Origin of the sequence: Halorubrum rutilum (assembly GCF_042665015.1) — an archaeon.
Lineage (GTDB): Archaea > Halobacteriota > Halobacteria > Halobacteriales > Haloferacaceae > Halorubrum > Halorubrum rutilum.
The window spans coordinates 141,000-155,029 of record NZ_JBHTBL010000012.1 but is presented as its reverse complement, the minus strand read 5'-3'; the positions used below and the strand labels follow the sequence as shown (position 1 = coordinate 155,029).

13 protein-coding genes are annotated in these 14,030 nt (G+C 69.6%); 8 read left to right on the top strand and 5 right to left on the bottom strand.

The features are described 5' to 3' along the window. The 4 genes from ACFQMF_RS14780 to ACFQMF_RS14765 form a co-directional block, all read left to right on the top strand. Nucleotides 1-385, top strand: a 385-nt coding sequence (locus ACFQMF_RS14780) for a SufD family Fe-S cluster assembly protein (RefSeq protein WP_379792169.1), incomplete at its 5' end; no start/stop codon positions are given. A 1-nt stretch (nt 386) separates the two neighbouring features. Then, entirely contained in the window at nt 387-1,607 is a 1,221-nt protein-coding gene (gene sufD, locus ACFQMF_RS14775) for a Fe-S cluster assembly protein SufD (protein WP_256409877.1), read from the top strand. Between the two features lie 147 nt (nt 1,608-1,754). Further along, on the top strand, nt 1,755-2,240 hold the full coding sequence (locus ACFQMF_RS14770; RefSeq protein WP_256409878.1) for a ferritin-like domain-containing protein: 486 nt from the start codon (nt 1,755-1,757) through the stop codon (nt 2,238-2,240). A 43-nt stretch (nt 2,241-2,283) separates the two neighbouring features. After that, complete coding sequence (locus ACFQMF_RS14765) at nt 2,284-2,721, top strand: metal-dependent transcriptional regulator (RefSeq protein WP_256409879.1); 438 nt, start codon at nt 2,284-2,286, stop codon at nt 2,719-2,721. Nucleotides 2,722-2,759: 38 nt separating this feature from the next. On the opposite strand, the gene prf1 is transcribed toward ACFQMF_RS14765, so the two are convergent. The 3 genes from prf1 to ACFQMF_RS14750 form a co-directional block, all read right to left on the bottom strand. Next, nucleotides 2,760-4,010: a peptide chain release factor aRF-1 gene (gene prf1 / locus ACFQMF_RS14760; protein ID WP_256409880.1), complete on the bottom strand. Its 1,251-nt coding sequence runs from the start codon at nt 4,008-4,010 to the stop codon at nt 2,760-2,762. A gap of 486 nt (nt 4,011-4,496) precedes the next feature. After that, nucleotides 4,497-6,305, bottom strand: a complete 1,809-nt coding sequence (gene argS, locus ACFQMF_RS14755) for an arginine--tRNA ligase (protein WP_256409881.1) — start codon at nt 6,303-6,305, stop codon at nt 4,497-4,499. Nucleotides 6,306-6,423: 118 nt separating this feature from the next. Beyond that, nucleotides 6,424-6,759 (bottom strand): putative quinol monooxygenase, encoded by a 336-nt coding sequence (locus ACFQMF_RS14750; RefSeq protein ID WP_256409882.1) that lies wholly within the window; start codon nt 6,757-6,759, stop codon nt 6,424-6,426. Nucleotides 6,760-6,931: 172 nt separating this feature from the next. Between ACFQMF_RS14750 and ACFQMF_RS14745 the strand changes: the two genes are divergently transcribed. Together ACFQMF_RS14745 and ACFQMF_RS14740 are read left to right on the top strand one after the other, a co-directional pair. Beyond that, the gene (locus ACFQMF_RS14745) at nt 6,932-7,912 is read left to right on the top strand and encodes a hypothetical protein (protein ID WP_256409883.1); all 981 of its coding nucleotides are present in this window, start codon (nt 6,932-6,934) and stop codon (nt 7,910-7,912) included. Between the two features lie 32 nt (nt 7,913-7,944). Beyond that, nucleotides 7,945-8,592, top strand: a complete 648-nt coding sequence (locus tag ACFQMF_RS14740; RefSeq protein ID WP_256409884.1) for a helix-turn-helix domain-containing protein — start codon at nt 7,945-7,947, stop codon at nt 8,590-8,592. A 38-nt stretch (nt 8,593-8,630) separates the two neighbouring features. Here ACFQMF_RS14740 and ACFQMF_RS14735 read toward each other — a convergent pair whose 3' ends face one another. Together ACFQMF_RS14735 and ACFQMF_RS14730 are read right to left on the bottom strand one after the other, a co-directional pair. Next, entirely contained in the window at nt 8,631-9,566 is a 936-nt protein-coding gene (locus tag ACFQMF_RS14735; protein ID WP_256409885.1) for an NAD-dependent epimerase/dehydratase family protein, read from the bottom strand. A gap of 423 nt (nt 9,567-9,989) precedes the next feature. Further along, the gene (locus ACFQMF_RS14730; protein WP_256409886.1) at nt 9,990-11,600 is read right to left on the bottom strand and encodes an ABC transporter permease; all 1,611 of its coding nucleotides are present in this window, start codon (nt 11,598-11,600) and stop codon (nt 9,990-9,992) included. A gap of 117 nt (nt 11,601-11,717) precedes the next feature. Here ACFQMF_RS14730 and ACFQMF_RS14725 point away from each other — a divergent pair, with 117 nt between their 5' ends. Together ACFQMF_RS14725 and ACFQMF_RS14720 are read left to right on the top strand one after the other, a co-directional pair. Continuing rightward, complete coding sequence (locus ACFQMF_RS14725; RefSeq protein ID WP_256409887.1) at nt 11,718-12,272, top strand: gluconate 2-dehydrogenase subunit 3 family protein; 555 nt, start codon at nt 11,718-11,720, stop codon at nt 12,270-12,272. Further along, nucleotides 12,269-13,927 (top strand): GMC family oxidoreductase, encoded by a 1,659-nt coding sequence (locus ACFQMF_RS14720; RefSeq protein WP_256409888.1) that lies wholly within the window; start codon nt 12,269-12,271, stop codon nt 13,925-13,927. The genes ACFQMF_RS14725 and ACFQMF_RS14720 overlap by 4 nt, the downstream gene beginning before the upstream one ends. Nucleotides 13,928-14,030 lie beyond the last annotated feature (103 nt).

Genomic DNA, 14,030 nt, shown 5'->3' with positions numbered 1-14,030 from the left:
GAAGTCGACCGTCGAGTCGAAGTCGATCGCGAAGGACGGCGGCCGCACGAACTACCGCGGCCTCGTCCACATCGCCGACGGCGCCGAGAACTCCTCGACCGCCGTGGAGTGCGACGCGCTGATGTTCGACAACGAGTCGACCTCCGACACGATGCCGTACATGGAGATCAACGAGTCGAAGGTCGACGTCGCCCACGAGGCGACCGTCGGGAAGATCGGCGACGAGGACATCTTCTACCTCCAGTCGCGCGGCCTCGACGACGACGACGCCAAGCAGATGATCGTCTCGGGCTTCATCGAGCCCATCACGGAGGAGCTACCCATCGAGTACGCCGTCGAGCTCAACCGGCTCGTCGAGCTGGAGATGGAGGGCTCGCTCGGATAACATGAGCACGAAGCAAATCGAGAGCCTCTCGGAGGACACGGTACGACGCATCGCCGACGAACGCGACGAGCCCGAGTGGCTCCTCGAGACCCGTCTGAACGCGCTCGCCGCGCTGGAGACGGCCGATCTGCCGGACGTCATCCAGACGCCCGGCCGCCGCTGGACCGACCTGGAGGCGCTCGACTTCGAGTCGCTCGTCGACCCGCTGAACCAGTCCGACGCCACGGAGCGGGCGGCCGGCGACGACGAGGTCGTCGTCCTCCCGTTCACCGAGGCGTTCGACGAGTACGGCGACGTCATCGAGGCGAACTTCGGCTCGGTGCTCGACCCGGAGCACAACTACCTCACGGCGCTGTCGGTCGCGCTGTTCACCACCGGCACGTTCGTCTACGTCCCCGAGGGCGTCGACGTCGAGGACGTGACGGTGCGCGCGGAGATGAACTCCCGCTCGCTGTTCAGCCAGACGCTCGTGGTCGCCGAGGAGTCGTCGTCTGTGACGATCCTCGAATCGATCACGTCCGGTGACGGCGAGGCCGCCGTCGACGGCGACCGGTACTTCTCGAACCTCGTCGAGATCGCCGCAGGCGAGAACGCGAACGTGCAGTTCGGCTCGCTCCAGAACCTCGACGACGACTCGTACACCTACTCGCTGAAGCGCGGCGTGACGGACGCGTACGCGACGGTCGACTGGATCGAGAGCAACTTCGGCTCGAAACTCACCCGCTCGGACGTCGAGACCGAGCTGAACGGCGACGGCTCCGAGAGCCAGATCGTCGGGACGTTCTTCGGCACCGACGACCAGCACTTCGACCTGAACGCCCGGGTCTGGCACCAGGCCGAGCACACGACGGCCGACCTCGTCACGCGCGGGGTGCTCGACGACGTGGCCCGCTCCGTCTACGAGGGCGTCCAAGACGTCGGCGAGGACGCGTGGAACACGTCCAGCTACCAGCGCGAGAACACGCTGATGCTGTCGGACGACGCCGAGGCCGACGCGTCGCCGAAGCTGATCATCCACAACCACGACACCGAGGCGTCGCACTCCGCGACGGTCGGGCAGGTCGACGCCGAGGACCTGTTCTACCTCGAGAGCCGCTCGATCGACTCCCGCACGGCGCGGAACATGCTCGTCGAGGGCTTCTTCGTGCCCGTGTTAGAGGAGATCGCGGTCGACGAGTTCCGCGACGACGTTCAGGAGCTCGTCTTCGAGCGGCTCCAGTAGACGGCCGGCCGCGTTCGAACGCGTGTCGCCGCGGTTCTCGTTTTTTGTGCCGCTGACGTCCCGGGTGAAGGGGAACTCCTTAAGTCGGACTACGCCTGAGCACGAGTGTATGCGAACGGGCGTATCGAGCGGCGACGGGTGGTGGCCGTGAGCGTGAGCCAGCGGATCGGCTCCGACGACCAGCTCGCCCGCCTGTTACAGATCGGGATCGTGTTGGAGGAGGTGGTCGAGGCGCGGGCCCACCACCACTACCGCGGGGTCGACGACGAGCTCGACGACGAGATCGAGGCGCTGCTCGCGGACGCGGCCGAGGAGTCGGCCGACCACCGCGAGCGGCTGGAGTCGCTGATCGCCGGGCTCGGGGTCGACAGCGTCCCGTTCGACGAGATCGAGTCGCTCGTCGACGCCCGCTACGGGCGGACGAAGCCCGAGGACTTCGACGGGATCCTGTACGACCAGCTGTGCAACGAGGAGACGGCCTACAAGTTCTACGACGACCTCATCGAGGCGATCGAGGCGTCCGACGCGGCGTTCTCGATCGACCGGGAGCGCCTCCTGGAGACGTTACGGACGATCCGGGAGGAGGAGGCCGAGGGCGTCAGCGAGGTCACGGAGGTCATGGAGCGACGATGAACCGGCGTATCGAACCGACGACGAGCCCCGACGGAGGAGAGCCGTGAACACCGCAGACCAGTACCTCAAGACGATATACGTCGTACAGGAACAGGAAGACGGGCCGGCCTCGACGGGGTCGATCGCCGACGCCCTCGACGTGAGCCCAGCGAGCGCGAACGAGATGATCGGGAAGCTGGAGGAGCGCGGGCTCGCCGAGCACGAGAAGTACAAGGGCGTCCGGCTCACCGACGACGGGATCGTCCGGGCGCGGGACGCGCTCCAGACGTACTGCATCATCGAGCGCTTCCTCGCGAACGTCCTCGGCGTCGAGGAGTTCCGCGAGGAGGCGCACGAGCTGGAGGCCGTCATCGACGACACCGTCGCCGAGCGGCTCGACACGATCATCGACCGGCAGCCGGAGTGCCCGGACTGCTTCGACCCCGAGACCGACGCCTGCGCGTGTCTGGAGGTCGCGATGGCGCCGGTCGAGTCAGACTGAGCCAGGGGCCCCGAACCGTCGGGAGGTCTCTGCGATCCTCAGACGCCCGTCGAGTACCGCAGGATACCCGCGATACCGCCGAAGGCGTCCATCAGCTGTTCGCCCTTCTCGAAGTCCGTGGAGATAAACTTCGTGTCCGTCCCGCGCTGTTCGGCGATGCTCATCAGGTGTTCGATGGCGTCCTCGCGCTCGTCGACGTCGGCCGGCTCCCCGCACTCGGCGCACTCGTGGTCCGGCGTGGAGTGCCGCGAGTCGACCACCTCGTACTCCTCGTGGCCGTTCGGACACTCGTAGACGACGACGTCGGAGCGGAGGTCCTCGGAGATGAGCAGCCGGTCGACCGACCCCATGATCAGGTTCCGGCGGGTCTGCTCGAAGCCGTACGTGGCCTCCTCGCCGGTGTTGAGCTTCTCGAAGAACTCCTCCATGTGGCGCTTGTCCTCGACGATCTCCTGGTCGGCGAGCGCCTCGCTCGCGTTGTCGACGAGGTCCTTCAGCCCGGACTCGTCGGTGTACGCCACGTCGAACTTCCCGAGCACCTTGTCTTGGAGCTCGTGGTGGAGGTAGTCGCCGTCGAGGAACTCGTCTTTCGTCGGGGAGGGGCCGCCGACGAGGATGCCGTCGAGCTCGTGGCGCTTGTCGACGAACAGGTCGTTGGCCATCCCCGCGACCTCCTGATAGAAGTTGTCGATCGCTTCCAGCCGGAGGCGGGCGAACCGCTGCGCGGACTGACCCCCCTTCCGCTGTTTGCCGGGGACGAGCGAGGAGGCGGACTTGACGGGTTCGACGCGCTTGCCCTTGAGCCAGCCGACGTTGGCCTCGCGGCGGTCCAAGACGATGAGCCCGAACAGCCCGGAGTCCTCCAGCATGTGTTCGAGCGGCTCGGTGAGGAACTCGGAGTCGCAGTGGTAGCGGAACGACTCGACGGGCTGCGGGGGCGACTCCAGCGTCCGGGTGACCATGTCGGTCTGGCCGCCGCCGGCGTCGATCGCCCCCGAGAAGATCACGATCCCGTTCTCGGGCGGATACGTGTCGTAGTAGCGGAGGCGGTCCTTGATCGAGGTGAGCGCGTCCTGTACCGCGGTCCGGGTCTGCTTGGACTTGATGTTGGACGCTTCGCTGTGTTCCTGGGTGACGTGGGCCACCACGTCGGAGATCTGCCGGTCTTCGGGAATGTAGATGGTGACGAGCTGCGTGCCGGAGCCCTCGAACTCCTTGAGCTCCTCGATGACCTTCCGGAACTCGTACTTCCGTCGGTCCTCGCTCGCCGCTTGGGCGTCGCTACTCATTACCCGAACTACGGCGGCGTGCGTGTAAGTAAGCTTTGACCTCCCCGTTAGGAAGGCGGTACCGAGTCGCACGGGCCATCAGATGCGTGGTTGTTTATAACCCAACTGCGGTGGCGCGTGCCTCCGAGCGGCCGCCACCGGCGGCCGAGGAGCACGCGCGAGGGAGCCGGTGAGCGCTCGGAGAGCGCGAACCGCGAGGCTGGGGAGGCGTGAGGTGCAGTTGCTGTGCGGAGCGGGGTGGGATTCAAAGGGGCAGTCGCGAGGGCGAAGCACGGCGCAGCAAGTACCGCAGCGAGTGAGCGAAGCGAACGAGCGAGGAACGCAGCAAGCCGCGCGAGCTCTCGCGGCTGGGGCTTTGGGAGTGTTTGCCGCCGAGTCATCGGTCACGTACTACAGAGCGGCTGGGGATTTAGAAGTGTTCGCAGCAGCGTCAACAGCGATATCCCGATCGAAGAAAGCCGAACGACAACCTCGATAGTACCGCTCCTACATCGACTCTGGCGCCTCGACCCCGAGCACGTCGAGCGCGTTCGCCATCGTGTGCTTCGCGGCCGCGACGAGCGCGACGCGCGCGGCGCGGAGCTCGTCGTCCTCGGCGGTGACGACCGGGCACTCCCGGTAGAAGGCGTTGTACGCGTCGGCGAACTCGCGGGTGAACGTGGCAACCGTGTGTGGCTCTAAGTCGTCGGCCGCCGCCTCAATGACGGCCGGGAAGCGGGCGACCTCGCGGAGGAGCTCGCGCTCCGCCTCGGTCTCGAAGACCGCGGCGTCGACGTCGAGGGCGTCGGCGTCGACGGTTCCCGCGGAATCGGCCGTCACGCCCGGCACGTCGACGCCCTCGGCCGCGGCCTCGTCGAGGATGCCGGCGCAGCGCGCGTGGACGTACTGGACGAACGGCGCCGACTGCGCCTCGAAGTCGAGCGCGTCCTCCCACTCGAAGGTGATCGCCTTCGCGGGCTGCTTCGAGACGATGTCGTACCGGACCGCGCCGATCCCCACCTGATGGGCGATGCGCTCGACGTCCGCCTCGGTGAGGTCGTCGTCGCGGATGCGGTCGTCCATCCGGCTCTCGACCGCCTCGCGGGCGCGGTCGATCGCCTCGTCGAGCAGGTCGTCGAGCATCACGCCCGTCCCGCGCCGGGTCGACATCTTCCCGTCCGGGAGGTTCACGTACGAGTAGATGACGTGGCCGAGCCGGTCCGTGTCGTTGCCGAGGAGTTCGAGAGTCGCGTCGAGCTGGTCGGCCTGCAGCTTGTGGTCCTCGCCGAGCACGGTGACGGCGCGGTCGTAGTTGTCGAACTTCCACTCGTGGTGCGCCAGGTCGCGGGTGGTGTAGAGGCTCGTGTCGTCGGAGCGCAGGAAGACGAGGTTCTTGTCGATCCCCCACTCGTCGAGCTCCAGCTGCCACGCGTCCTCCTCGTAGACCGCCTGCTCGGTCTCCTTGAGCCGGGCCGCGATCTCGTCGGTGGAGCCGTCGCGCATGAACCGCGTCTCCTTGACGAACTCGTCGAACTCGGCGGGAAGCCGGGCGAGACACTCCTTCATCCCGCCGAGAACGGTGTCGACGACCTCGCCGACGCGCTCGTACGTCTCGTCGTCGCCCGCTTCGAGCCCCTGCAGGATCTCGGCGATCTCCGCCTCCGCGGCCTCGACCGCGGCGGGCTCGGCCTCCTCTAAGAAGGCGTTCCCCTTGCGGTAGTACCGCACGAGGTCGTACTCGGCGCGGTCGCGGGCGGGCTCCGCGTCGAGGTCGGACTCGTCGAACCGCTCGTACGCCCACGTGAACACCGCCATCTGGCGGCCGGCGTCGTTGACGTAGTAGTGGCGGTCGACGTCGTAGCCGGCGTACTCCATGAGGTTCGCGACCGCGTCGCCGACGATCGGGTTGCGCGCGCGGCCGACGTGGACCGGGCCGGTCGGGTTCGCGCTCGTGTGCTCGACGACGACCGACGCGTCCCGGTCGGGGAGCGCGCCGTAGCCCGCGTCGGCGGCGGCCGCGTCGAGCGCGTCGACGAGGTAGCGCTCGCCCGCGTGGAAGTTGACGTACGGCCCGGCGGTGTCGACCGAGTCGAGGTAGTCGTAGCCGGCGACGGCGACCGCGTCGGCGACCTCGCCCGCCACCTGCGGCGGGGGCGCGCCGACCTCGCCCGCGAGCCGGAAGGCGACGCTGGAGGCGAGCGTCGCGTCCATGTCGTCGGGCGGGCGCTCGATGCCGAGGTCGTCGGTCGGGAGGTCGAGCGCGGCGAGGGCGTCCGCGAGCGCCGCCTCGACCTCCGACCGGAACTGCCTGAACATACCGACCGTTCGACGGGCTGATTAAAAGGGCCTTCCGAAGCGACGCGGTGGAGGAGCGGGCGCGTGGGAGCGGCCGCCGTGACCGCGCGACCGATACGGAGGGCGGATTCCGCGCGCGTCAGTCCAGCGCGTCGACCGCGTCCCGGGGCGTGAGTTCGACGCGATCCGTCTCGTCGGCGCGGATCCGGATCGTTTCGACGTTCCCGTCGGCGAGCTCGGGGAGGGACTCGACGAATCGGCGATACTGTTCGGATTCCGCGTGGGCCTCGGCCGCGGCGGCGTCCTCGTACTGTTCGAAGAAACGCACGACGTCGGGGTCGCCGACGTCGGTCATCGCGCGGTAGCGGACCGTCCCGTCTTCGGTCCGCGAGCGGTCGACGAGGTCGTCGACGAGCGCCATCGCTTCGGCGCGCTTCGCCGGATCGAACCGAATCGTCGTGTGGTTGATCAGCATGTCGAGAGACGAGTAGCCGCCGGAGGTACGTATGTGATGGGTGAATTCGCCGCCGCGTTGACGCCGCGTACGGAGCGGTACCCGCGGGACCCGCTTGCGCTCGTCCGTTCCCGACGCCGAGATACCGTTCGGACATAAAGAGGCTAACTGGGCCGTGGAAACTGACCCACTCGTGGCCCTCGTACGGGCACACATGGGTCGCCGGGAGACGGATAACCGCGCTGCGGAAGGATCGACGGAGACCGCCGCCGACGGACCGGGCGTCCGTCGGACGTACCCCGAGCGCGGCGGTATCGACGTCTTCGACTCGCTGCTGGTCCGCCAACCGATCGCTGACGGACGGACCGGAGCCGTCAGGGATCTGCTGGCGGACTGGGCGGGCGACAGCGCCGACGGTGACGTTCGCACGCTGTTACCGGTCGACGGCGCGACGCTGGTGACGCTGTTCCTCGACGATGGCGGGTTCGGCCTGACCGACAATGCCGGACGCGATCCGAGGCGCGGCGACGCGGTGCTGTGGTACGTCGAGGTGGTCGACGACGACGCCGAGGCGTGGACGACGCCGGACGAGACGATCCGAAGCGCGTCACCGCTGTTCGAGCGCGGACTGTCGGACCTGCTCACGGGCGAAGCGACGGTTCACGCCGACGGTCGCGGCGACCACCGGTACGTCACTCACGTGACGAACCCGCACCGGCAGGAGCGGTACGTCGACGCGGTCGGACGGTCGCTGGTCGCCCCCGTCGCCGGTGACGAGCTCCCGATCCCGGTCGCGGTCGTCTCTCTCGGGGTGAAAGCCGGCCTCACTAGCACCCTCGTCGCACGCGCCGTCGACCTCGTTAACCAACTCAAACGGTTCGACCGCGTACGGGCCTGGGCCCGTGAGGAGACGGAGACGGTCGAGGCGGAAGCGGTGTACACCGAGTCGCTGCTGCTTGAGGAGGTCGGCGACCGTCAGGTGGTCCACTACTATATCGAGACCGAGGACATGGACCGGCTCTACGAGGCCTTCCGCGAGTCCGACGACTGGGAGGCACGCCTTTCCGAGTGGGTGCTGCGGCGGGTGCTAGCGACCCCGGAGACGTTCCTCGATCCGCCCCTAGAGACGGATTGCGAGGTCCTGATCCACGCCGTCGACCCCGAGCGGCCCTGAGCGCTATGTCGGTCCGGCCCACAGGCACCGGTATGCACGCCGCGCGCGTCGCGCTGGAAATCCCGGCCGAACACCTCCACCCGATGCATCGGTTCGTCTGTGAGTCTCCGGCGGTCGACCGAGAGACGATACTCGAACGGGACGCCGGTGGCGAGATGACGACGCTGTTGCTCCACGTTGCGGGCGACCGTCAGCGCTACGAGCGGACCATCGACGAGGTCGCACGGGTCGAGGAGTGGACGACCACCGTCGCCGAGGAGGGGTTCTACGTCTACGTCCGGACGCGGTTACGCGCCCGCGAACGGCGGTACCGAGAGGCGCTGGACCGCGACGCCGTGCTCGTGGTACCGCCGGTGGAGCTGCGCTCGGACCGGACCGTCAGGCAGACGATGGTCGGCCCCGGCGACGCCCTCTCCGCGGCCATCGAGGCGCTCCCGGGCGGCGTCGACGTCGAGGTGCTCCGGACCGGCACGTACGACCGCTCGCGCGGCGTCCGGGTGAGCGACCGCCAGCGAGAGGCACTTGCCGCGGCGTGGGACGCCGGCTACTACGAGATACCCCGCGAGGGCGACATCGAGGCGGTGGCCGGCGCGCTGGACTGCGCGACGTCGACGGCCTCGGACCTGCTCCGACGGGCCGAGCGGCGGGTCGTGGCGGCCGCGCTGGACGAGCGGTCGTGACGCGCCCCGCGGCGAGCCGTCTCCGGACGGACGCCTCCCTATGTCACGATCTCGTCGATGAGTTCGCGCGCGCTTCGCCGCACCGCCTCGTCGCTCTCGATCGACGGCTCCCAGCCCAAGTCGGCCAGCCGCTCGATCGACAGCCGCATCTTCGGCACGTCCCCGGTCCAGCCGCGGTCGCCGCCGGTGTACGCGTAGTCAGGGTCGACCCCCAGCTCGTCGCTCACGATGTCGGCGATGTCGGTGACCGACGTGGTCGTCCGCGTGCCGAGGTTGTAGACGTTGTACGCGTCGTCGGCGTGCTCGACGACGTGCTGAATCGCGTCGACGCATTCGGTGACGTGCATGTACGACTTCTCCTGGCGGCCGTCGCCGAGGATCTCCAGCCTCGTGGGGTCGGCGTCGAGCTTCTCGATGAAGTCGGGGATCACGTTGCCGCGCTGGCGCGGCCCGACGATGTTCGCGAACCGGAACACCCACGACCGGATCCCGTAGGAGTGCGCGTGCGTGGAGATGAGCCCCTCGTCGGCGAGCTTCGAGGAGCCGTAGATGGAGATCGGTTCGAGCGGCCCGTAGTCCTCGGGCGTCGGGCGCGGCGCCTCGCCGTAGACGGTCGAGGAGGAGGTGAACGCGAAGCGGTCGATCCCGACCTCGCGCATGCGGTCGAGGACGTTGTACGTCATCTCGGTGTTCTCCTCGAACAGCTCCCGGTCGTCGTCGTAGTTCGTGTCCGTGTACGCCGCGAAGTGGAAGACGATATCGAGGTCGCCCGTGACCGCCTCGGCGACGTCGCCGGGGTCGGTCAGGTCGGCCGCGACGAAGTCGGCGCCGTCGGGCACTCGGTCGCGGGTCCCCTTCGAGAGGTCGTCGGCGACGCGGACGGTCGCGCCGCGGTCGAGCAGGCCCGCGGCGAGGTGGCTGCCGACGAGGCCGGCGCCGCCCGTGACGAGCGCGCGTGAATCGGCGAGGTGCATGCGTACCCGTGTGACGGTGGTGGGTAAGTACGTGTGGAATCGGAACGGGACGCGGTCGTGAGGGATCGCTGATAGATCGCTGTTGCCGACACAGTGAGCGCTTCCGGAGAACCGGCCGCTCGGCTATACTTCGGTAACCACGAATCTACCACAGACACCTCCAAAGCCCCAGTCGCGAGGGCTCGCGCGGCTCGCTGTGGTCCTCGTCACTCGCTCCGCTCGTTCCTGCGGTCCTTGCGTCGCCGTGCTTCGCCCTCGCGACTGCCCCTTTGAGTCCCACCCGCACAGCACAGCGACCGCACCTCACGCCTCCCCAGCCTCGCCGCGGCCGCCATCGGCGGCCGCGGGCTCCCTCGCGCGTGCGGTTCGCGGCCTGCCGGCCGCTCACCGGCACGCGCCACAGCAGCCTTCGAAGCGCCTCTCTCACAGCCCCTCTTCGCCGCCCTCCTGCGCGAGGATGACGACCATCGAGAGCCCGGAGATGACGAGGAGGATGAGCGTGGGGACGACCGCGTACTGGTACAGCGCCGTCGCCTGCGCGCGCCAGATCTGCGTGACGATCGTCTCGAACCCGGACGGGCGGAGGACGAGCGTGACCGGGAGCTCCTTCATCGTCGTGAGGAAGACGAGGGCGGCGCCCGCGACGATCCCCGACCGCACGAGCGGGAACGTCACGCGCCTGAACGTCCCCGTCGGCGACTCGCCGAGCGTGCGCCCGGCCTCGACGAGCCGCCGGTCGACCTGGAGGATCGACGTGCGGGCCGACCCGACGGCCTGCGGGAGGAAGCGGACCACGTACGCGAACACCAGGAGCGGCAGCGTCTGGTAGAGCCACGGCACGTACCCGGAGCCGAAGTAGACGAGCGCGAGCGCGAGCACGATGCCGGGGACCGCGAACCCGACGTACGTGGCGCGCTCGAAGACGGTCGCGAGCGGCGAGTCGTGGTTCGCCGCGAAGTACGCGATCGGGATCGCCGCGAGCGCGGCGGCGACCGCGGCCGCCGCCGAGACCGACACGGAGTTGAGCACCTGGACCGGGTCGAACGCCATCGAGGGGCGGCGGCCGGACTCCGATCTGACCAGCCACAGCCCGAGGATCCAGAGGGGGACGAGCAGCGCGAACCCGGAGACGCCGGCCGGCAGCAGCGTCGCCGGCCAGCGCAGCCACCCGAGCGACACCCGGTCCTCGGTCCGACCCGCGTCGTCGCCGCTCGTCTCGCGGTCCGAGCGGACGGCCCACTCCAGCGCGAGCACGAGGACGACCACGACGAGCAGCTGGAGGGAGAGCAGCGCGGCGTAGTCGCGACCGAACGCGTTGTACTCGACGTAGATCTGGCGGGTGAACACGGGGAGCCGCATGATCGACGGCGTCCCGAAGTCCGAGACCGCGTACAGCGCCGCGAGCAGGGACCCGGCGGCGATCGCGGGGCGGATCGTCGGGAGGGTCACCCGGCGGAACGCCGACAGCCGGCCGTGGTTCAGCGTTCGGGCGGCCTCCAACAGCGTCGTGTCGAACGACAGCAGCGCGGCGCGGGTCGTCAGGTAGACGTACGGGTACGTGTACAGCGTGATGACGAGGATCGTGCCGGAGAGCCCGTAGATGTCGGGCACCCGCTCGACCCCAAGCGGCGCGAGCACCTCGTGGAACTCGCCCTGCGGTCCGAACGCGGAGACGAACGAGAAGGCGCCGACGTAGCTCGGCACGACGAGCGGGAGCGCGACCGCGACGGACCAGAACCGGCGGAACGGGAGGTCGGTCCGGGCGGTGAGGTACGCGAGCGGGACGCCGAGAACGATACAGGAGACGGTGACGCCGCCCATCAGCAGCAGGCTGTTGACGAGCACGTCGGCGGTCCCCGCGCTGAAGAGGAGGTCGACCGCGCGCTCGCGCTCGACGGCGACCGCCTCGATGACGAGCCACGCCAGCGGGAACACGAGCGCGGCGGCGATCGCCGCGCACAGCAGCGTCAGCCCGATCGGAAGCCGGTCGTCGCCGTCCGTCAAGCGGTCGCGGATCCGGTGTCGCAGGGTCATTGTGCGGGGGGCGGTGTCGCTCTGTCCGAGGGTGGCCGCGCCCGCCGTTAGGGGTTCCGATCCCCCGGCGAGCGCGCTCCGACGGATATAAGAATTTAGGGATACCTAAAACCTTCCATGGAACTGACGCGACGCGACGCGGCGGCCGCGCTGGCCGCGATCGGCGCCACGGGCGGCGTCGCGCTCGGCGTCCGTCGAGCGGGCGACGGTGCGGCGCGACGGGACGGGACCGCGGGAGACGGCGAGGGGACCCCCGACGACGAGGCGGTCCGCGAGACGATGACCGCGGTCGCGCCCGTCGTCTACCCGGAGTCGGTGACCGGCGTCGAGGCGTTCGTCGAGGGGTTCCTCGACGGTCGCCTCGACGGGTCGGCGCACGGCGAGGGGATCCGAGCCGCGGTCGGCGAGGTCCGGTCGGCGTCGCGGTCGTGGTACGACGCGCCGGTCGCCGAGCTCTCGGCGACCGAGCGCGACTCGCTGCTCCGCGAACTCGGCGCCGACACCGCGGAGGAGGACCCGCGCGGGTCGGCGGCGGAGCGGGTGCGCTACTACGTCGTCAACGAGCTCCTCCTCGCGCTGTACGCCTCGCCGACCGGGGGCGAGCTCGTCGGGATCGAGAACCCGCAGGGGTACGCGGGCGGCGCGGAGAGCTACCGGGAGGGGCCGCGATGAGCGGCGCGGAGAGCGTCGGAGACGGGCGGTCGGACGCCGGCGACGGGGGGGCCGACGACGTCGACCGCACGCCGGTCTCGGACGCCGACGTCTGCGTCGTCGGCGCGGGGCCGGCGGGCGCGCTCGTCGCCGACCGGCTCGCCGGCGACCGCGAGGTCGTGGTGCTCGACGCGGGCCCGCGGTTCGACCCCGCGGACCGGCTGGCGCGTCAGGAGCGGGCGATCCGACCCTTCTACGGCCGGCCGGACGTGTGGGGCGTCGGCGGTGAGCGCGACGCGCACGAGAACGCCGGCGACCGGTTCTACCCGCTGAACCACGCCCGCGTGAAGGGCGTCGGCGGGTCGACGCTCCACTGGCAGGGGATGGTGATGCGGCTCCACGAGGACGACTTCAACTCCGGGTCCGTCCGCGGAGTCGGTCCGGATTGGCCGATCGAGTACGGCGACCTCCGGCCGTACTACGCCGAGGCCGAGCGCGAGCTCGGGGTCGCGGGCGCCTCGGACAACCCCTACGCGCCGCCGCGCGAGGAGCCGCACCCGATGCCGGCGTTCGAGCCCTCCTACAGCGACTCGCTGTTCGCCGAGGCCTGCGAGGAGCTGGGGATCGACATGCACTCGGTGCCGAACGCGCGCAACTCCGAGCCGTACGACGACCGGTCGGCCTGCGTCGGCTACGGCACCTGTCAGCCCGTCTGTCCGAGCGGCGCGAAGTACGACGCGACCGTCCACGTCGAGCGCGCCGAGGAGCGGGGCGCGACCGTCATCGACCGCGCCCCCGTCCGGCGGCTCGAACACGACGGCGACGACCGGGTGACCGCGGCGGTGTACGCGACGCCGGACGGCGAGGAGCACAGGCAGGAGGCGGACGCGTTCGTCGTCGCCTGCGGGGGCGTGGAGACGCCGCGCCTCCTCCTCATGTCCGCCTCGGACCGCTACCCGGACGGGCTCGCGAACCGGAGCGGCCACGTCGGGGAGTTCTTCATGGACCACCTGTTCGCCGGCGCTGGCGGGACGCTCGACGAGCCGACCCGGCAGAACCACGTCGGCTTCTACACCAGCGCCTGCGACCAGTTCTACGACGAGGCCGACGAGTCGCAGGCGCCGTTCAAGCTGGAGTTCTTCAACTACGCCGGCCCCTCGCCGGTCGAGATGGCGCTGTCGGGCGACGACTGGGGCGACCCGCTCTTGGAGCGGCTCCGCGACGGGTACGGGGACCACGTCGCGATGGGCGGGCTCGTCGAGCAGGCCCCCGACGCCGACAGCCGCGTGACGCTCGCCGACGACCAAACCGACGGTCACGGCGACCCGGTGCCGCGGATCGAGTGGACCGTCGGCGACCGCGCGCTCGATACGATCGAGCGCGCCAACGAGATCCAGGTCGGGATCTTAGAGGAGCTCGGCGCCGACGTCGAGTGGGTCGCCGGGCCGGACGCCACTGGTCCCGCCTACCACCACATGGGGACGACGCGGATGAGCGACGACCCCGACCGCGGCGTCGTCGACGCCGACTGCCGGACCCACGACCTGACGAACTGCTGGATCGCCTCCAGCTCCGTCTTCCCGACGAGCGGCGCGATGAACCCGACGCTCACCATCGCCGCGCTCGCGCTCCGCGTCGGCGACGACGTCGCCGGGTGGCTCGGCGACGGGAGCTGACGCCTCGACGATATTATTTTAGGTAAACCTAAAAGTTCAAGTGCGTGCGAACGGAGAGACGGGTAATGAGCGACTCAGCACACGCGACGAACGGGTCCGCGGC